The 19,007-nt window shown below is 35.9% G+C and carries 26 protein-coding genes; 5 read left to right on the top strand and 21 right to left on the bottom strand.

Annotated elements, in window-relative coordinates:
- Window positions 1–72 precede the first annotated feature (72 nt).
- The 4 genes from sstT to AOY20_RS10950 all read left to right on the top strand — a co-directional run bounded on the left by sstT (window position 73) and on the right by AOY20_RS10950 (window position 2,874).
- Complete coding sequence (sstT, locus tag AOY20_RS10965) at window positions 73–1,269, top strand: serine/threonine transporter SstT (protein ID WP_054581896.1); 1,197 nt, start codon at window positions 73–75, stop codon at window positions 1,267–1,269.
- A 36-nt stretch (window positions 1,270–1,305) separates the two neighbouring features.
- Window positions 1,306–1,980, top strand: a complete 675-nt coding sequence (locus AOY20_RS10960) for a YoaK family protein (RefSeq protein ID WP_054581895.1) — start codon at window positions 1,306–1,308, stop codon at window positions 1,978–1,980.
- Window positions 1,981–1,994: 14 nt separating this feature from the next.
- Entirely contained in the window at window positions 1,995–2,534 is a 540-nt protein-coding gene (locus tag AOY20_RS10955; RefSeq protein ID WP_054581894.1) for a DUF2058 domain-containing protein, read from the top strand.
- A 145-nt stretch (window positions 2,535–2,679) separates the two neighbouring features.
- A complete protein-coding gene (locus AOY20_RS10950) occupies window positions 2,680–2,874 on the top strand; it encodes a hypothetical protein (RefSeq protein ID WP_054581893.1) in 195 nt (64 codons plus the stop codon).
- Here AOY20_RS10950 and AOY20_RS10945 read toward each other — a convergent pair.
- Window positions 2,863–3,492, bottom strand: a complete 630-nt coding sequence (locus AOY20_RS10945; RefSeq protein ID WP_054581892.1) for a LysE family transporter — start codon at window positions 3,490–3,492, stop codon at window positions 2,863–2,865. The two genes, AOY20_RS10950 and AOY20_RS10945, sit on opposite strands and share 12 nt — an antisense overlap.
- Window positions 3,493–3,598: 106 nt before the next feature.
- Window positions 3,599–4,165: an FxsA family protein gene (locus AOY20_RS10940; RefSeq protein WP_054581891.1), complete on the bottom strand. Its 567-nt coding sequence runs from the start codon at window positions 4,163–4,165 to the stop codon at window positions 3,599–3,601.
- Between the two features lie 122 nt (window positions 4,166–4,287).
- Between AOY20_RS10940 and ruvC the strand changes: the two genes are divergently transcribed.
- The gene (gene ruvC, locus AOY20_RS10935; RefSeq protein WP_054581890.1) at window positions 4,288–4,830 is read left to right on the top strand and encodes a crossover junction endodeoxyribonuclease RuvC; all 543 of its coding nucleotides are present in this window, start codon (window positions 4,288–4,290) and stop codon (window positions 4,828–4,830) included.
- Window position 4,831: 1 nt separating this feature from the next.
- Here ruvC and AOY20_RS10930 read toward each other — a convergent pair whose 3' ends face one another.
- The 19 genes from AOY20_RS10930 to kdsB form a co-directional block, all read right to left on the bottom strand.
- Complete coding sequence (locus tag AOY20_RS10930) at window positions 4,832–5,170, bottom strand: hypothetical protein (RefSeq protein WP_054581889.1); 339 nt, start codon at window positions 5,168–5,170, stop codon at window positions 4,832–4,834.
- 103 nt (window positions 5,171–5,273) lie between these two features.
- Window positions 5,274–5,954 carry an orotidine-5'-phosphate decarboxylase gene (pyrF, locus tag AOY20_RS10925; protein WP_054581888.1) on the bottom strand — a complete coding sequence of 227 codons (681 nt, stop codon included), beginning with the start codon at window positions 5,952–5,954 and terminating at the stop codon, window positions 5,274–5,276.
- Window positions 5,955–6,111: 157 nt separating this feature from the next.
- Window positions 6,112–6,483 carry a lipopolysaccharide assembly protein LapA domain-containing protein gene (locus AOY20_RS10920; RefSeq protein WP_054581887.1) on the bottom strand — a complete coding sequence of 124 codons (372 nt, stop codon included), beginning with the start codon at window positions 6,481–6,483 and terminating at the stop codon, window positions 6,112–6,114.
- An 18-nt stretch (window positions 6,484–6,501) separates the two neighbouring features.
- A complete protein-coding gene (locus AOY20_RS10915; protein WP_054581886.1) occupies window positions 6,502–6,807 on the bottom strand; it encodes an integration host factor subunit beta in 306 nt (101 codons plus the stop codon).
- A gap of 165 nt (window positions 6,808–6,972) precedes the next feature.
- Window positions 6,973–8,649, bottom strand: coding sequence for a 30S ribosomal protein S1 (gene rpsA / locus AOY20_RS10910; protein ID WP_054581885.1), 1,677 nt, complete (start codon window positions 8,647–8,649; stop codon window positions 6,973–6,975).
- Between the two features lie 104 nt (window positions 8,650–8,753).
- Window positions 8,754–9,437: a (d)CMP kinase gene (cmk, locus tag AOY20_RS10905; RefSeq protein WP_054582593.1), complete on the bottom strand. Its 684-nt coding sequence runs from the start codon at window positions 9,435–9,437 to the stop codon at window positions 8,754–8,756.
- 102 nt (window positions 9,438–9,539) lie between these two features.
- Window positions 9,540–10,052 (bottom strand): tRNA adenosine(34) deaminase TadA, encoded by a 513-nt coding sequence (gene tadA / locus AOY20_RS10900; RefSeq protein WP_054581884.1) that lies wholly within the window; start codon window positions 10,050–10,052, stop codon window positions 9,540–9,542.
- 3 nt (window positions 10,053–10,055) lie between these two features.
- On the bottom strand, window positions 10,056–11,180 hold the full coding sequence (locus AOY20_RS10895) for an enoyl-CoA hydratase/isomerase family protein (RefSeq protein ID WP_054581883.1): 1,125 nt from the start codon (window positions 11,178–11,180) through the stop codon (window positions 10,056–10,058).
- Window positions 11,177–11,890: a uracil-DNA glycosylase gene (gene ung, locus AOY20_RS10890; protein WP_054581882.1), complete on the bottom strand. Its 714-nt coding sequence runs from the start codon at window positions 11,888–11,890 to the stop codon at window positions 11,177–11,179. The genes AOY20_RS10895 and ung overlap by 4 nt, the downstream gene beginning before the upstream one ends.
- A gap of 31 nt (window positions 11,891–11,921) precedes the next feature.
- Window positions 11,922–12,518, bottom strand: coding sequence for a 6-pyruvoyl trahydropterin synthase family protein (locus AOY20_RS10885; RefSeq protein ID WP_054581881.1), 597 nt, complete (start codon window positions 12,516–12,518; stop codon window positions 11,922–11,924).
- A gap of 124 nt (window positions 12,519–12,642) precedes the next feature.
- Complete coding sequence (gene gspK / locus AOY20_RS10880; protein ID WP_054581880.1) at window positions 12,643–13,620, bottom strand: type II secretion system minor pseudopilin GspK; 978 nt, start codon at window positions 13,618–13,620, stop codon at window positions 12,643–12,645.
- A gap of 50 nt (window positions 13,621–13,670) precedes the next feature.
- On the bottom strand, window positions 13,671–14,360 hold the full coding sequence (locus AOY20_RS10875) for a type II secretion system protein GspJ (RefSeq protein WP_081403388.1): 690 nt from the start codon (window positions 14,358–14,360) through the stop codon (window positions 13,671–13,673).
- Window positions 14,357–14,743: a type II secretion system minor pseudopilin GspI gene (gene gspI / locus AOY20_RS10870; protein ID WP_054581879.1), complete on the bottom strand. Its 387-nt coding sequence runs from the start codon at window positions 14,741–14,743 to the stop codon at window positions 14,357–14,359. Before gspI ends, AOY20_RS10875 begins: the two co-directional genes overlap by 4 nt.
- Window positions 14,733–15,281, bottom strand: a complete 549-nt coding sequence (locus AOY20_RS10865; RefSeq protein ID WP_054581878.1) for a prepilin-type N-terminal cleavage/methylation domain-containing protein — start codon at window positions 15,279–15,281, stop codon at window positions 14,733–14,735. The genes gspI and AOY20_RS10865 overlap by 11 nt, the downstream gene beginning before the upstream one ends.
- 10 nt (window positions 15,282–15,291) lie before the next feature.
- Entirely contained in the window at window positions 15,292–15,912 is a 621-nt protein-coding gene (locus tag AOY20_RS10860) for a TetR/AcrR family transcriptional regulator (RefSeq protein ID WP_054581877.1), read from the bottom strand.
- Between the two features lie 42 nt (window positions 15,913–15,954).
- A complete protein-coding gene (locus AOY20_RS10855; protein ID WP_054582592.1) occupies window positions 15,955–16,728 on the bottom strand; it encodes a TatD family hydrolase in 774 nt (257 codons plus the stop codon).
- Between the two features lie 27 nt (window positions 16,729–16,755).
- Complete coding sequence (locus tag AOY20_RS10850; protein WP_144424779.1) at window positions 16,756–17,088, bottom strand: PilZ domain-containing protein; 333 nt, start codon at window positions 17,086–17,088, stop codon at window positions 16,756–16,758.
- A gap of 154 nt (window positions 17,089–17,242) precedes the next feature.
- The gene (locus AOY20_RS10845) at window positions 17,243–18,229 is read right to left on the bottom strand and encodes a DNA polymerase III subunit delta' C-terminal domain-containing protein (protein WP_054581875.1); all 987 of its coding nucleotides are present in this window, start codon (window positions 18,227–18,229) and stop codon (window positions 17,243–17,245) included.
- 12 nt (window positions 18,230–18,241) lie between these two features.
- Window positions 18,242–19,003, bottom strand: coding sequence for a 3-deoxy-manno-octulosonate cytidylyltransferase (kdsB, locus tag AOY20_RS10840; RefSeq protein WP_054581874.1), 762 nt, complete (start codon window positions 19,001–19,003; stop codon window positions 18,242–18,244).
- Window positions 19,004–19,007 lie beyond the last annotated feature (4 nt).

The raw sequence follows: 19,007 nt of genomic DNA, 5'->3' as shown, positions 1-19,007 counted from the left end.
GCAATCCAGCTTTTAGTATAAAATAGCGACTAATTTTTATTTGTCTTCGTAGTTTCTGACAAGGCTCCCATTATGTTTTCTGCTTTCATGCGACTGAGTTTAGTACAACGTATTATCATCGCAATTATTCTTGGTATATTCGTAGCAATTGTTTTTCCTTCTGCAACACCATACCTAAGCTTACTTGGTGAATTATTCATTAAAGCTTTAAAATCTGTTGCACCAATTTTAGTATTTGTACTTGTACTTTCTTCAATTGCTAACTTTAAAATTGGTGGGAATAATGCTTACGTCAAACCTATTATGGTGATGTATGGCTTAGGTATGTTTCTCGCTGCACTCAGTGCTGTGATTGCAAGTAAAATATTCCCAAGTACATTATTACTAGACCTACCAGCAAATACGACTCTTTTAGCTCCAGACAGCCTAGCGCAAATTTTAAAGAATTTAGTGCTTAGTTTTGTTTCCAATCCAATTTCAGCAATTAGTGAAGCAAACTTTATTGGTATTTTAGCGTGGTCAGTTGCATTGGGTTTAGCTTTCCGTCATTCATCAGAAACCACAAAACTATTCTTAACTGATGCGGCAGAAGCTGTAAATAAAGTAATCCGTTTAGTAATTAGCTTTGCCCCTTTCGGTATTTTTGGTTTAGTTGCAGTAACTTTTGCCGATTCTGGCATGCAAACACTTGTAAGCTATGGTCACTTACTTGCTGTATTACTCGGCTCTATGGCTTTTGTTGCACTTGTGATTAATCCAGTTATGGTTGCTGTTGTCACTCGCAGTAACCCATATCCACTTGTTTTCCAATGTTTACGTGAAAGTGGCATTACCGCATTCTTCACACGTAGTTCTGCTGCAAATATTCCTGTGAACCTAGACTTAGCAAAACGCTTAGGTATTCCTGAATCAACCGCTAGTGTTGCAATTCCTTTAGGTGCTGCAATTAATATGGCTGGCGCATCTGTTACTATCACCGTCTTATCATTAGCTGCTGTACATACTTTAGGCATTCCTGTTGACTTCACAACAATGCTTATTCTATCAGTCGTTGCAACAATTTCTGCTTGTGGTGCTTCAGGCGTTGCAGGTGGTTCATTATTACTAATTCCTGTTGCTTGTGGTTTATTTGGTATTTCAACCGATGTTGCTATGCAAGTCGTTGCAATTGGTATGGTGATTAGTGTTCTGCAAGATTCAACAGAAACTGCATTAAACTCATCGACTGATGTCTTATTTACTGCTGCAGTAGATCGTGGTTTAAAGTAATATAGACTACAATTTTTAATTTATTTTTAATGAGTTATGCCATTTCAAAGTTTGCCATACTGGTTACAATTTGGTGTTTTCTTTCTTGCAATTAATGCTGGAATGATTAATGTGCTTGGCTTAGTTACCGTACTACACCAAGCTGTCTCGCATATGACAGGTAATGTCAGTATATTTGCAATGGCACTCATCGAATGGAAACCTGATGTCCTCCTATACCTAGCACTTGTTGTATTAAGTTATATTCTTGGCTCTATGTATAGTGGGCTCATTCTAGGTAATAGCCACTTTAAATTCGGTCGCCTATATGGGCTACCAATGAGTTTAGTGGCTTTATTTATTTTACTTTCTTGGGTATTTATTCCGTATTTTCCTCGCTATGGACTTTTATGGGCATGTGCTGCAATGGGCTTGCAAAATGCCATGATCAGCCACTACAAAGGCACCATTATAAGAACAACACATTTATCAGGTGTTTTAACAGATTTGGGATTAGCATTAGGTTATAAACTTAGAGGATTAAGTGTCAGTAATCGACGAGTATTACTTCATTTACTCATTCTTGCAGGTTTTTTCATAGGTGGCATAATTGCGGCTATAGCAGCTCCTGTATTACAATTTAATGCGTTTCTCATCCCAGCAATATTAAGTATTAGTTTAAGCTTAATTTACTGGATTATTTACCTTCGTTATCAAAAAATCCATTCATAGGTTTGTCATTTCTCATGGTTAAAAATGCATTACAAGCTCAGTTGTTAAAGGCAGGTCTCGTCGATAACAAAAAAGCCAAAAAGCTTTCAAAACAGGCAGTTCATGAAAAGCGTACTGGTGAAAGTAAAGAAGCTGAAATTAAAGCAAAGATTGAGCAAGACAAACTTGAAAAACAAGCAAAAGATCTTGCAATTGAACAAGCTAAAAAAGCACAATTGCAAGAAAAAGAACTGAATGCTACTATCGTCCAAATGATTAATCAGCATAAAATCAGAAATACTGATGGCGAAATTTCATACCAATTTATTGATGAAAATAAAATTAAGAAAATTTATATCAATCAACAAATTTACAATGCCCTTGTTGCGGGTAGCTTAGTTATAGCTAAAGAAAATGATGGATATGCGATTCTACCTAAAGCACTTGCAGATCGTATAAATTCAAAAATGGAAGGATTTATTCTCGTAAACAATTCACAATCCAATGATACAGCAACTACAGATGAAGAAGACCCATATGCAGCATATGTCATTCCAGATGATCTGATGTGGTAGATCTAATTATGATAAAGACTCAAATAAAAGCCCCATATGGGCTTTTATTTTTTAAGTGATAAAATAAATAATAAAATTAAATTCATTTCTTCTTTTTCTTATTTCATTTTATAATCATTATTAAATATTGACTCAAAGGTTTAAAATGGTTCAACTCATTAAAAAAGGTGGTTTAAGAGAAAGAGCGAACCGCAGCCATACTTATAGTGGTTCAGAAAATACTGAAACCACCCTCAAACCTAACCGTTATAAAAACACTCAAAAAATTGAACACATGAAAACTGATGTTTCAGATAATATTAAACCTAGTAGACCATTAGATGATGAGCTAAATCATTAATAAAACGTCGTACCATAACCAAATTGCAAAAATCAAAAATAATGTACCAGAAATAATATCAATATAACTACTAGATTGACGATAAATTCGTTTAATTTTAGGTAAAGATAAAACCAACATAAATAATGCAAAAACTAAAAAAGTTTGTATTGGAATAATAATTGCTAAATATGTTTTAAGATGATCAGATGCAGAAGACCCTAATGCCAAAGAAAAAACACTACTAAAATAAATTAACGTTTTGGGATTAGATAAATTTGTAAATAAACCCATTAAAAAATAATTCTGACTTTTAATTTGTTCACTAGAGTCCCAATTAACATCTTTTTTTACTGTTTTAATACCATAAGTCAGCATCCCCCAACCCATTTTAGCTAGAAAAAATCCACCAACAAACATCAGTATGTACTGAATCCAAGGGAATTCAGCAATAAGTAATGTAAATCCAGATAATGTTAAAATCACCCAAACAACAATACCAACAGAAATCCCTAAAATAATTTTAAGGGTATTTAGTTTTGTCATTGATGCCGCACTTTTGGCAATAAGTAGCACATCTGGTCCCGGGCTAAGTTGAGCCACAAAGTGCAGCATACAAATCGTTAAAAGCAATGACATCAATCAGACCATGTCTAAAAAATTAGAGGGATTATAAATCCTTGTTTCAATTCGTGTAATTTTTTTATAAAAAAAGCTGAACGATTGTTCAGCTTTTAACACTCATTTACTTAGGATTGATATCTTTCATCTCAATCTGTTTAGCTTCGGGAGTAATCTCCCTTGCTTCACCATCAATAATAGTTGAGTCACCTCGTCCATTTTGCTGGTTTTGCATATCCTGCATTTGGCGCATCATATCTTCAAAAGGATTTTGACCTTGAGCTCCGCCCATGCCATTCATATCCCCCATCATGCCACCCATCATCTTATTCATCATATCCTGTTGACGTTTCATCATCATATTCATTGCCATATTTTTAAATAGGTTTTGAATACCAGGAATCAAAATAAGCAATGCTAAAACATCGGTAATTAATCCAGGAATCATCAACAAGAAACCTGCAATAATTTTAGGTAAATTGTTCGTTAAAGCAGGATCACCACCCATCTGCATCTGTTGCATCTGTGGCATAACGCCAGCTGAATATTTTCGAATCATATTTAGACCGATAAAAAATGCCGCAACAAACCAGAAGAACACATACCACATGCTTCCAACTAAATCACCAACACCAATCCAGACCAGAATTTCTAGGATTAAGCCTACGAACAAAATAAGAAATAATTTCATAAAAATTAATCTAATCTCAATAAATTAACTAAGGATTCGTCATCAATTGCTTAATCACTATCAAGCTTTTCTGATACGCTTATGTAACAATATGGGCATTATATTATTTTTAAAGGGCTATTATGTCATTAATTATCGGTATTGATCCCGGCTCTCGCTTAACTGGTTATGGAATTATCGAGAAAGATGGTTCAAAACTTCGTTTTGTTGATGCAGGCACCATTCGTACCGAAACAACCGAAATGCCTGAGCGCCTTAAACGAATCTTTGCAGGTGTAGATCGTATTGTTAAATTTCATGGGCCAACTGAAGCAGCTGTTGAACAAGTGTTTATGGCTCAAAACCCTGACTCAGCATTAAAACTCGGTCAAGCTCGTGGTGCTGCAATTGCAGCACTCGTTAATTTAGATCTACAAGTAGCAGAATACACTGCACGGCAAATTAAACAGTCTGTTGTAGGCTACGGTGCAGCAGATAAAGAACAAGTACAAATGATGGTCATGCGATTATTAGATTTAAGTATTAAACCTCAAGCAGATGCTGCTGATGCCCTAGCAGCTGCTATTTGTCATGCACATGCATCAGGCAGTATAACTAAACTTGCCTTGCTAAATGCGCTTGGAGGTATGGCTCGTGGTCGTAGCCGAGGAAGCCGTCGCAGATAAATTATGTCTGCATCAAATGCTGTGATAAATCTTTCTTCAGCTCTCTTTCTGACGGTTCTTTAGAATAAGTCACAATCATCATTCGCCCATATAAGCGAATATTTTTTTGTTGATGTTCATCTATACGAATCGTCACAAACTCTTCTTCCTCCTGCCTTTCATTTAACCCATAAATCACAATAGTATTAAATTTTTCTACAACGTTAAATGCAGGAAATGCACGCAGGACTTTATCTCTTAACGATTTTGGCTCCTTAGATTTAGATTCACCTTTTTGGGTATATATCACTAAAATAACGCAAAAAATAAAGACTAAAAGAACAATTAAATATTTATCCATAACCTAATTATATCTTCTCTCAATAATAAATATTCTTAAAATCGAAGGTTAAATTATTATTAAAAATTAACCCTCGATACAAACATGTTATTAATTTTAATAATCAAAGAGTTGCTAAAATCTCTTTTAATGTTTGACGTGGATGGTCAGATTTAGTTATTGGTCGACCAATAACTAAATGTGTAGATCCATCCAACATTGCTTGTTTTGGTGTCACAATACGTTTTTGATCATCTGCATTAGAACCCTCAGGACGAATACCCGGTGTAACTAAAGCAAAATCCTGCCCCAGAGTATCTCTTAACATTTTAGCTTCTTGAGCTGAACAAACAACGCCATCCAAACCACTATCTTTTGTCAGCTTAGCCAAACGCTGTACATGCTCAAAAGGTTCAACATCTAACCCCAAATCAGCTAAGTCTTCACGTTCCATAGAAGTTAAAACAGTCACTGCAATAAGCTGTGTTTTATAACTCCCTGCTTTTAAACGCTCCACACAAGTTTCCATCATTTTTCGACCGCCTGAAGCATGAACATTAACCATCCATACACCCATATCTGCAGCAGCACATACAGCCTGCGCTGTTGTATTCGGAATATCATGAAATTTTAAATCTAAAAAAACTTCAAAGCCTTGATCATGTAAGGCTTTTACAACATTTGGACCTTCATGTGTAAATAGTTCTTTACCTACCTTAACTCGACATAAAGCAGGATCAAGCTGTTCAGCTATCGTTAGCGCGTCGTATTGACTTTTAGCATCCAGTGCAACAATGATACTCAAAAGAATTTCCCTTCGGACAGATAAATTACACCTATTATATGATGAAACACATCCTAAACAACATAAAACCCATATAAAAGAAAACACCCTAAGAACTTATTCTTAAGGTGTTTCTGATTTATTTAAAAATCTTATGGGAGATAAAAATCAAACACAATCACAAATGATTAGAATTACGTGGTTCTTCCACAACATCCAATACCGTCTTTTCATGTTTTGTATTTGCATTTGCAACAGCTTCAGCAGCAGCGAGCTGTGCAGTATGAATTTGTTCTTTACGAAGATGATCAATGTCTTTACGTAGTCTTTTAATTTCCCAATTTGTTTGGAAAACTCGGAAAATTTGAACAGCTAGTAGCAAACCAACAATTATGCCTAGTGCTAAAGTTAATAATAGCAACAACCCTAAACGCATTGCAGGCACTTGGGAGAATAAAAGGTCCACTGAAACTTCTGTACTATTTTGAAGTACTAAAGCCAACGCATATCCAAATATAACGATTAATAATAAGACTAAAACATAGCGCATAGACACCCCGTTAAATTGTTATTTTTGAGCTGATTCGTTCACAGCATCACGCAGTGCCTTTCCAGGTTTAAAATGCGGAACAGACTTTGCAGCCACTTCAACAGATTTACCAGTTTTCGGATTACGACCTACTCTTGGTTCACGATGATGGAGTGCAAAACTTCCAAATCCACGAATTTCAATTCTGTCATCAGCAGATAATGATGCAATCATTTGATCAATCATTATCTTAACAGCTTCTTCCACTAATGGTTCAGCTAAATGTGGATTTTTTAGAGAAATACGCTCTATTAAGTCAGACTTATTAAGTGCTTCAGTAGTCATCTACGACCTCTTTATATTATCAAGCTTAATTAAAATTATAACTGATAATAACCTGTTTAAATACAAAACGGTAGCGCAATACGTTAATACTACGCTACCGTTTACAGTATTTATGTAAAAGGTATTAATTAAATTACATTAACAATACATTTCACACATACTATTTTAGTGATTCATTTGCGCTTTAATCAAGTCACCAATAGTTTTTGGACCATTGTCTTGACCAGTAGCTGTAGTTTTCAAGTTAGCAACAGCTTCTTTCTCTTCAGCTTCGTCTTTCGCTTTGATAGACAAGTTGATAGAGCGAGATTTACGATCAACATTGATGATCTTAGCTTCAACTTCTTGACCAACTTCTAAGAATTTAGTCGCATCTTCAACGCGATCACGATTGATTTCAGATGCTTTAAGAGTTGCTTCAACTTCATCAGCTAACTTAACAGTAGCGCCTTTAGCATCAACTGCAGTTACAGTACCTTTAACAAGCGCACCGCGTTCATTAGTAGCTAAGAAATCATTGAACGGATCATTGTTCAATTGCTTGATACCAAGGCTGATACGGTTGCCTTCAGCGTCAACTGAAAGGATAACCGCTTCAACTGTGTCACCTTTCTTGTAACGACGGATAGCTTCTTCGCCTTGTTCGTTCCAAGAAATATCAGACAAGTGAACTAGACCATCGATACCACCTGGTAAACCGATGAAGATACCGAAGTCAGTGATTGACTTGATAGTACCAGATACTTTTTCGCCTTTGTCGTGGTTCTTAGCAAACTCTTCCCATGGGTTAGCACGAGTTTGTTTGATACCAAGAGAAATACGACGACGCTCTTCGTCTACTTCAAGAACCATAACATCAACTTCGTCACCGATCTGAACTACTTTAGATGGGTGGATGTTTTTGTTAGTGTGGTCCATTTCTGAAACGTGTACTAAGCCTTCAACGCCTTCAGCGATTTCAGCGAAACAACCGTAGTCAGTTAAGTTAGTAACACGAGCTTTAACGATAGAACCTTTAGGGTAACGGCTCATGATCGCTAACCATGGATCTTCGCCTAATTGTTTAAGGCCTAAAGATACGCGGTTACGCTCTTTGTCAAATTTAAGTACTTTAACAGTAACTTCTTGACCAACTTCAACAACTTCTGAAGGGTGCTTGATGCGTTTCCAAGCCATATCAGTGATGTGAAGAAGACCATCAATACCACCAAGATCAACGAACGCGCCGTAATCAGTAAGGTTCTTGATAGTACCAGTAACTGTTTGACCTTCTTCAAGCTGAGCAAGAAGAGCTTCACGGTCAGCTGAAGATTCAGCTTCCATAACAGCACGACGAGATACAACAACGTTATTACGTTTAGCATCAAGTTTGATTACTTTGAATTCTAACTCTTTACCTTCAAGGTGAGTAGTATCACGGATAGGACGAGTGTCTACCAAAGAACCTGGTAAGAACGCACGAACTGGACCGATGTCAACAGTGAAACCGCCTTTAACTTTACCAGAAATAACACCAGTAACGATTTCGCCATCTTCAAAGATTTTTTCAAGTTTAGTCCAAGTTTCAGCACGTTTAGCTTTTTCACGTGATAAAACTGTTTGACCCATACCGTTGTCAAGAGCTTCAACAACAACGTCTACAGTGTCACCAACTTGAACTTCTAGTTCACGTTGTTCATTTAAGAATTCAGCACGGTCAACAACACCTTCAGATTTAAGGCCAGTGTCAACAGTTACCCAGTCAGAGTCGATGCTTACTACAACGCCTTGGATGACAGCACCCTTTTCAACGTTGAGGTTTAATTCGCTTTCTTCAAAGAGGGCTGCAAAAGATTCGGTCATGATATACCTAGTAAAATCTGCGGTCTTGGATCAGACAAGGCCGGTTTAGTTAAGCGTTTGCATAGTCCATAAGAACTGATCAAGCTATGCGCACGCTGAATTTGTTAATTTACTAATTGTTGATCGATATAAGTCGTCATCAGCTCAAATACTTCATCAATAGACAATTCTGAACTATCTATTATATAAGCATCTGAAGCTGGCTTAAGTGGAGCAACCACGCGCTCCATATCACGCTTATCTCGAGCTTCTATATTAGCTAAAATATCGCTTATTTTAACATCTAGACCCATCGCCTGCAACTGATTTACACGGCGTTGTGCTCTAGATTCAGCCGAAGCTGTTAAATATATTTTTGCTTGTGCTTGAGGGAATATTGCTGTTGCCATATCTCGACCATCTGCAACTAAGCCTGGCTCTTGCGCAAAGGCATTTTGACGAGCAACTAAAGCCTGTCTTAGCTCTGGAATAGCTGCAACCTTAGACGCTAGCTCACCAACTACCTCTGTTCGAATGGTGTTTGTTACATTTTCATTATCTAAAAGAATCTGAGTCCCTTGTTCACCCACTACAAATTTAATATCAAGATTTATAGCGATATCAACAGCCTTTTCAAGCTGAGAATCTAGACTCTCAATTAAGTTTTTCTTACTTAAAGATAATCCCAATATACGATACAAAGCCCCAGAATCTAAAAGATGAAATTGATAGCGTTCAGCAAGTTTTGCTGCTAGCGTCCCCTTACCCGAACCGCTAGGACCATCAATTGTAATAATTTTAACTGTCATTAATTTTCCAATATTTACTTCATTTTTCAATTTTACAAACAAACTCTAGCACATAAAAAAACAAGCCTGAGTTGATTTATTTTATGAAATATCTTCACATCTTTACAAGCTTTGATTATTCGCCACTTGGCGCTGTTTTTCCACCTTCTTTTGCGCACGTCGTTGCTTAAAAAATGTAGATAATTGATGTGAACATTGCTGCTCCATGCATCCTCCAACAAACTCAAAAACATGATTATAATAACCAGAATTTAATAATTGTCGTGCACTCACAAGTGATCCTGCTTTTGATTCAGTTGCGCCAAAAACAATTCTTTTTACTCTTGCATGAATCAAAGCCCCAACGCACATAGTACATGGCTCTAAAGTAACATACATCATAGCATCTTCTGGTAATCTATAATTCCTAATATTCAAACACGCATCTCGTATAGCTTGAATTTCTGCATGCGCAGTAGGATCATGTAAAGAAATAGGCGTATTAAAACCAGATCCAATAATTTTATTATCACTAACAATAATTGCACCAACAGGAATTTCTTGTCGACTTGATGCTAATGCAGCTTGCTCAAAAGCAAACTGCATCCAATATTCATCTGAGTAATCATCAACCATTCTTTAATCGATTACACCATGGTGTTTAAGAAGCATATTCCAACTTTCAATAGTAGTAACTGGTGGATTTCTACCTAATATTCCTTTCAAGGAAATATCATCACCTTGATACCATTCTGGTGATAAATCTTTATCTACCAAACGAGCACGCACACCTTCAACAAAATCAGGATGCTGTATTTTCCAATCAGAAATTTGCTCCTCGAGCTCAAATACTTCATTCCATGAATGAACTTGCTTGCCCCACTGCCAAAGTAACCATGTCAAAGCAGCTGTTGTTGGTGAACCTTTTTGTAAGTTTTCACTTGCTTGGCGCAACCAATCACTTCTTGCATCACTTAAGCCAATAATAGACTCATAATCATTTTCAAACTTCACGCCACGACAAATACTATGAATCGTGTCTAATGAGTTTTGCAATGGTCCAGGACCAACAGGTCGATGCAAACTATTTAAAGTATCATCAATCGCTCTAAAATCACCTGCTGGATAATGATTCCAATCAATATTGATTACTTTATCCAATACAGCATCACGTGTTGTATCACAAATATGTGTTGCCCAACCAATACCATATGCCCCCGCAGCTGTCATAATTGACCCTGTTAATCCTGTAAACAAGCCAATCGCACCACGATCTGCAAGGAAACGAGTCGCACCAACATCTGGATATAAACCAATATTAATCTCAGGCATTGCTAACCGTGAATATGGTGTAACCAATCTAAATGGTGCCGCCATAAACAAACCTAAACCACCACCCATTACATAACCTTCACCCCAAACAACAATAGGTTTAGCATAATTATGTAATAGAAGATCTAGTGCATATTCTTGAGCAAAGAACTTTTTAGCAACATCAACCTCATCATTAATAACAAGCTGACGAAGCTTACGAACATCACCACCAGCACAAAATGCTTTCGGTGTTGTTGAATCCAACCAAATTGCTTTTACTGAGTCGTCTTCATAAAAATCTTGAAAAACTTCCAACAGTGCTGTAGCAATAGATTCATCTAAAGCATGCAAAGATTTTGGGCGATTCAAACGAACAATACGCCATCCATTTTTAGCTTCTTCTATCACTAAATCTGAATGATAAGTTTTAGAAATGGGAGAATAAGTCATGCGTCCAGCTGCCAGTTTATAGGCTCAATGCCATGTTGTTTAAGATAGTTATTTGTTTTTGAAAAAACTTTACATCCAAAAAAACCACCGCGATTTGCAGCTAATGGTGATGGATGTGCGGCCTTCAATACCAAGTGTTTATTGGGATCTATACGCTGCCCTTTACGCTGTGCATATGCACCCCATAAAATAAACACAATATTTTCACGTTGCTCATTTAAAACATCAATTACATGATTTGTAAAGTCTTCCCAACCACGTTTTTGATGTGATGTAGGTTGTCCTGCCTCGACAGTAAGCACGCTATTTAATAATAATACACCTTGTTCAGCCCATTTTGTTAAATCACCATGCTTAGAAACAGGAACACCTAAATCTGTTTGTAATTCATGAAAAATATTACGTAAAGATGGCGGTACAGCAACACCCTGCTGTACTGAAAAGCTTAAACCATGTGCCTGATTGGGTCCATGATAAGGGTCTTGTCCAATAATGACCACCTTCACTTGTGACAAAGGTGTTATATTTAGTGCATTAAATATAAGAGAACTAGGCGGATAGATCACTTTATCAGCCTGCTTTTCCTGAACTAAAAATGCTTTTAACTCATCCATTTTTTGGCTTAATAAAAAATCACTCAAGCCCACTTTCCAACTTGCATCCAATTGGACTTTTTCTAATTTAGCAAGTTGCTGATCAGTCAAAGACATATTTGTGTTCCTAATTCCTTATATTATCAATTTAAACATTTACTTGTAATGTAACAGTCGGGTTTTGAAATTTAATCCCATTTTTCAACTTTTCGTAAAGCTGAGGATCTGCCCATTCTGACTGAATTTGCTCTGAAAATACAATTTGATCTAAAGCTAAAATGCCCATTTGCTCATTTTGTATATCTTCTAAAAAGCTTTGTGCATATCCAGTATCAGTTTCATGCACAATAACTGAATATACCTCAACATCACCTTCACCATTTTGCGTTTCTGTAGATGCTAAAACTTGTTGAGCTAAATAAAAAAATATACGGGAAAATTGTTCTGCTGATGGTGAAACGGGTAAAGATACCCAACGCGCACTAAACTTTTGACAAGCTTCAATATAGTCTTGGCTATCATTCTGCCAAAAACAAATTGCATGATCAAAAGCATCAAATAAGTCTTTAATTACACCCTTAAGCAATCCGAAGTCATAAACCATTTGACCATGATCTAACTTAGATGCTTTTAGTAGCAACTCAACTTTATAGCTATGACCATGAATTGAACGCTTGCAACGATCCGACGTGCAATTGCGCACAATATGTGCATTTTCAAACTTAAATAACTTACGAATGATCATATGGCCGTAATGTAATCCACAATCTTTAATATTATTTCCAATTATAAAGCAAAAGTATATTTCCGCACATTAATTTTACTGTTTACATTGATTGAATAAACACATCATGAATTGAAATATTTTTTCAATCCAATGATTTGGATATTACTAAGGGTAAAAAGGGACTTAAACTACGATGATGAATGTATATCTTCTGATTATCACGCACAAAATAACTCGTAAACTGCCTTTTTCTTTCATGTAAAAATACTTCAATTTTTGCTTTAAAGAAATTTGACTTAACTCCTAGTAAAGGCGTAACTGCTTTTTTAGTTTCATTATCTATGCCTCGCATCGAATCTAAAGACCATAAATCATCAACATTTTTAAAATATTGCAAATTTTGCTTTCTTCTATCCAACTCACTTTGAATTGCCAGAGCATCTAATTGAGGATGCATACTCGCAATCAAAAAACCCGATGCTGTATTCACATTTACGGCTGTTTCCGTTTTAGGTTGCGCTGTGATATATAGCTCTATAAGATCATATGCATCTCCTTCGAAACCTCTCACTTGCCGCAATTCCTCTACATTAAAAAACTTTTGATTGGAGGGTAAATTACGCCCTTTAAATCCAGCATAGTATGAAGATTCTGCCCCCATGGAACCTACTGGTTCATCATTAGCATCTTGCCAATCTATTACAGCTTCAACCAACTGTGCTTGCAGCCCAACACGTATGAGTAATTTTTCAAACCATGCTTTTGCAGATTCATTCACAGAACCATCTTCTTTCAACAATCGATTTAAATTAAACTTCCCCGACTCATCTTCTAAAACACCCGTTATAGTTCCACCATCTATTGGGAAAGTAGGTATAGGTTTTGCCCAAGTTTCATTTAAATGATCAACCTCTCCTGCATTTTTTGCATCATCTATTAATATTTCTTGAAAGAAAGATTCAGCACTTTTTGCATATAACAATGCCTGACTTTGACGCTTTAAGTAATCCGTGTTTTCTCTTGTATTTGTTTGATATTTCACAATTGTTGCTGCAAGGATTGTCGCCAACGCAACCATCACTAAAATTGTAATAAGCGCAATTCCTTGTTGTTTTTTCATAACTAAACTCTAATTATTCTAATTTTTTGCATCAGATATTATCCACAATCCTACCTATTCGTTAAATTCTGGTTTGATGAGGATCTATTCTCAGAGGTTATTAGCGTCGAATTAGTATTTTTCAAAGTCTTTAAATACTCTGTATTTAACAAACTAAATATCCACTCATACTTTACACCATTTTGTGTAATATCAAATTTTATCCCTTTGGGTAATTCACCGACAATCTGATCTTGAGCTTCTACATTTTGACTCATTGGCCATACAACCAATGCATCAGGATTTAAAACCTCAACCCTAAACTCATCAACATTACGTAAAAATACACTACTTTCCGGTATATCATTGCCTGCATGATTTAAATTTTGATATTTCAACCGTAAAACTGACTTCTCATTTTCATTATAAAGATACTCAATTCGCTCAAAGGGTGACTTTCCTTGCTGCAAAGGGTCCACAACACCTGCTTTATTAAAAACTAATCTATTATTTTCGAGTATCAACGATGGTTGCATTTGATTATTTATATTTGCTGCAATTGGGATTATTTGCAAACTATCTTTTAATATAACTTGATAGGCTGTTTGTAAATCTATTAACATTTTCTCCCGAACCATATTTCGATCTTTTACATGTGCAATATGATCAAACACCTTCCAGCCTAATGCGGATAAAACAGCAAAAATAGCAATTGCAATCAATAATTCTATTAACGTAAAACCCAATTTTTTTCGTATCATGGCGTTTCCTGCACAACACGACGATTAAAGAAAATTGAATCAGTAATACCATTTTCCACTTTAGCTGTTTCATTATTAAACAAACTAACGTGAATATCTATACGTTGCACATTTTCACTAATGGTAGGCTCACTTTTTTTATCTATTTGCCATGTTACCCCCTGTTGTGTAACCTGCTTAGAATCTAATCCTGTTAACCATATTTGATTAATTTCCATCAATGCTTGTTCATTCGATACAACAAAGTGTGCTTTTGTTTTTAATTCAGAATTGTATGTCGCTTGTGTGTATTGCATTGCAACTTGCGTTAAAGCCAAAGCAGCGATTGCAAAAATTGCTAATGCAACCATTACCTCAAGCAAGGTAAATCCTCTAACTTGCATGAATTTTACCTAAATAATCAATTTTAATTTCTGCGCCAATTGGTTTTTGCCGATGATAAAACTGAATTGTAACGGGTTTAACTTCACCATTACCCAACCAAATCAACTTCGGTGCTCTATCATTTAATAAGTCTTGATTCCCAGCATTTTCAAATATGTATTGTGTTGGTGTAATTTGCACATAAACATCATTTGGCAATTCTCGAGCTTTAAATTCTTTATAAAACAACCATTGTTGATCCAATTGAATCAGAGGTTTTTTTGAAGACTTTTCAAATGGAATGTACTCCACAATCTTATATTGATAATTATTATTCTCTATTGATGGATTTAAAGATAATGCTAAAATTTTAGATTGATCCTGAGATTCACGTGCAACTCGCTGTAAATCCATAATCAAAACTTCTCTTGCCTGCATCACTTTACGATGATCAATACTATCCATATTAACCAAAATAAGTGATGCAACTATCGAAACAATCACAATCACCACCATTAACTCAACCAAAGTAAAACCTTTTTGTGATGATAGTTTCATGTAATCAACCTTAAACAGCGCGTTCCAAATCCATTATTTTTACTTTTTTAGGTAAAGCCAGCGCTTGGTCAATATAAGCGACTCTCAACGTATCTCTTGACCCCAAATAACGCTGATAAAAACTAGAATTCAAGATTGCCGCTGCTCCGTAAGTTAATGACCAAATAGAAGCCAAATAATCACGCACACTCATCGAACTTCGAATAGATTCGAGATATTGCTCCGTCATACGTATAATGATCCGTAATCGCTCCTTTCTCACTTGGTATAATTCGCTAAATAGTAAATTAATCCCAACGCCAGTTGTCGACAACCTCTCTTCTATTTGATGAAACAGTACTGTTCTCTCAGGATGATGAAGATGGTGAAGCATAAAAAATACTAAATGCTCAGGAAAACCTTTTTCAGAATCCCTAACCATTTCCAATAGCATATTTTCATTACGAATAATGAGCAGCATATACAACTCATCCTTGCTTTGAAAATGTTTATAAAGCGTACCTTTTGCCAAATCCAATTCGGCAGCCAAGGCATCCAAGGTCATACCTGATTCACCATTCTCAAGTAACAACTGTTCTGCAACTTGAAAAATCAAAGCTTCTCTTGCTCTAAACTGAGCTTGACGATCCATCTTCACCCTATAAACTCTCTTCTCGCTTATCCATATACATTTTTACTTTTGATTCAAGAGGTTTTCAAAATTAGTCATTGTAATCAAAGCTATTTCCTCTAGCGACTTATCATATACTTCACTTAGAGCTTTGGCTACATATGGTACATATTTAGGTTCATTAGACTTTCCTCTATATGGCACTGGTGCTAAATAAGGACTATCCGTCTCAATTAATACGCGATCTAATGGAACTTGTTTCGCAACATCTCTTAGATCCTGAGCATTCTTAAAAGAAACAATCCCCGAAAATGACACATAATATCCACAATCTAAAACTGCTTTTGCTGTTTCCCAATCTTCTGTGAAGCAGTGCAAAATTCCATGTGTCGATTTTTCTGCTCGAATAATATCAACCGTATCATGTTTTGCTGAACGAGTATGTACAACAACTGGTTTTTTGACTGCTTGCGATGCATTAATATGGCGTGCAAAACATGCTTTTTGCTCTTGAACAAAATCGGTACTATGAAAATAATCTAGCCCAGTTTCCCCCAATGCCCAAACTTTTTCAGCTTGCGCCAATTCAATCAAACGCTCAGTTGTTGCTCGTGCCATAACCGAAGCATCCTCACAAGGATGCACACCTATCGTGTACCCCACATCTTCATGGCGTGATGCAATTTTCGACAATTCAATATGATCATCTAAATTGACAGAAATACTCATAAATTTAGATACACCAACATCACGTGCTTGTTGCAATGCACGATCTAAATTTCCATCGTAAGGTGTCAAATCTAACATTGTTAAATGGCAATGAGTATCTACAAACACAAAAATCATCCTATCTCATGAATTTAATTACATAGTGTAACTACTACGGGCGTTTGCTTTAATACCTGCAAGCAATTTTTCTGCTTTTGCTTTGTAAAAAATACTATCTTCCCCCAAAATTTGTACACCAAAACCTTGAGGTTTAATACCATTTTGCTTTTGAGACATCCAAACAACTTTAGCTTTTAATAAAATTTCTTGTTCTTCTTCTGGCAACACCAACCGAATAGACAGCACTTCCCCCATACTTACATTCAGTTTTGATGGAATAAATAATCCTCCACCCAAAACATAAGGCATATCACTATGATAGAGTGCCTCTTTATCTGACAGATCTATCCGTAATTCATAGTTATGCATAAACACCCCCATTTACATAATAATTCAAAAAATTATTTATTTTTATTTCCATTTTAAAACCATCAAAAATAAATCAATTTATAACTATAATATTTAACTTTTATTAATCTTCTCATTCAAGAACATCTAATCATACAACAGGCAAGATGCTTCTCTAATTTTGAACATTCATCAATCTAATACACAATTGATCTAATGCCAAATTCGTTTGTACATTTTGCTCAATCATTCTCTTAGATTGCTGTAGTTCCGAATATATTTCAAACAAAGTATCAAATGAGTATTGTTCAGATAATTGTTTAAAGTCTAAATCATTATTCGTAATTTGTTGATCCATCTTTACACAAATAATATCAGACAACAAATATTCAAACATACTTAAAAATTCTGAAAATCCTAAAGCTTTATTCCATTTTGTCGCAATCGCGAGTGGCATATTTTTTTGCATTACGAGCTTCAACCAATCTTGCAAAAACTCTTGACGCTTTTCTATCCACTCTTGGTTAGCCAAAGCCATTGCTTGTAAAGGCATTTGATTAGACAAACTCAGTAAAAGCTGTTGCCTCTCCTCGCTTAAATCAGGCAAATTTTGCTGTAAAAATGTTTGTGCTTGATCTCGCTCAATACGATCCAAAGCAAAATGCTGTAACCGACTGCGTATAGTTGCAGGCAATTTTAAATAATGCTCAGCCAGTAGAATAATAATCACACGCTCACCTGGCTCTTCTAGTGTTTTAAGCAATGCATTTGATGATGCAATATTTAATGCTTCCGCAGGTGATATCACAATAACACGCCAACCATCCACCGTTTGCTGCACAAAAGGCTGTAAATCACGTATTTTTTCAATTTTTATTTTAGCATTTTGCTTTTTATTATCTTCATCCGTACTGATATACACATAATTCGGATGTGTACTAGACTTCAACCATTGACAACTACCACAAACACCACAAGGTTGATTGCTTTCATGTCGATTTAAACATAAAACCCATGCAAGAAATTGCTGCGTAAAAGCTTCTTTCCCACAGCCTTTTTTACCATAAAATAACAAACCATGACCAATTTTAGGAAATCTAGCCGTCAGTGTATCCCAAACTTGTTTTTGCCATGGATAAACCTGTGCTACTATTTCTTGCATGCTGATTTCCAATTATTCAAATGTAGAAATATCCATCGCGTTTAAACGATCTAAATCTTCTTGAGTATCTACGCCTGGTGGTAAATTTGCCTCAGCTACAGCAATCGCTATACGATGCCCATTTTCTAAAACACGTAATTGTTCCAAACTTTCGAGTTTTTCCAGCACGCCCATATCCCAAGTTACATATTCTTGCAATAATTTCACTCGATACGCATACAACCCCAGATGGCGGTAAGCCTGATTATGTAATGATGGATTTTGATTTTTGGCACCATCACGATCATATGGAATAGTTGCACGGCTAAAATACAAAGCTTGATTCTGCTTTGACATAACGACTTTAACAATGCTATCACGCTGAAATTCTGATAGCTCATAAATTGGCTCACATAAAGTCGACATTGAACATTCAGGCTGATCAACAAGAAGGTTTGATACTTGCTGTACAAGTGAAGCTGGTAATAAAGGCTCATCACCTTGCACATTTACAATAATATCTTCGCTTACCCATCCTTTAATTCGAGCAACCTCACTTAAACGATCTGTTCCTGAAGGATGGTGTTTTGATGTAATCACAACATCTACTCCCTCCTTACGACAAATCTCAGCAATACGCTCATCATCTGTTGCAACACATAAATCATCAAAACCTTCAACTTTTTTCGCTTGATCTACGACACGTAAAATCATTGGGCGACCATGTATTTCTAATAAAGGTTTTCCTGGTAATCTTGAACTTGCAAAACGAGCAGGAATAACAATGTGTTTCATATAT

This window comes from Acinetobacter equi, from assembly GCF_001307195.1.
Taxonomy (GTDB): domain Bacteria; phylum Pseudomonadota; class Gammaproteobacteria; order Pseudomonadales; family Moraxellaceae; genus Acinetobacter; species Acinetobacter equi.
The sequence above is the reverse complement of the archived record's forward strand: the minus strand, read 5'-3'. Positions and strand labels throughout refer to the sequence as shown.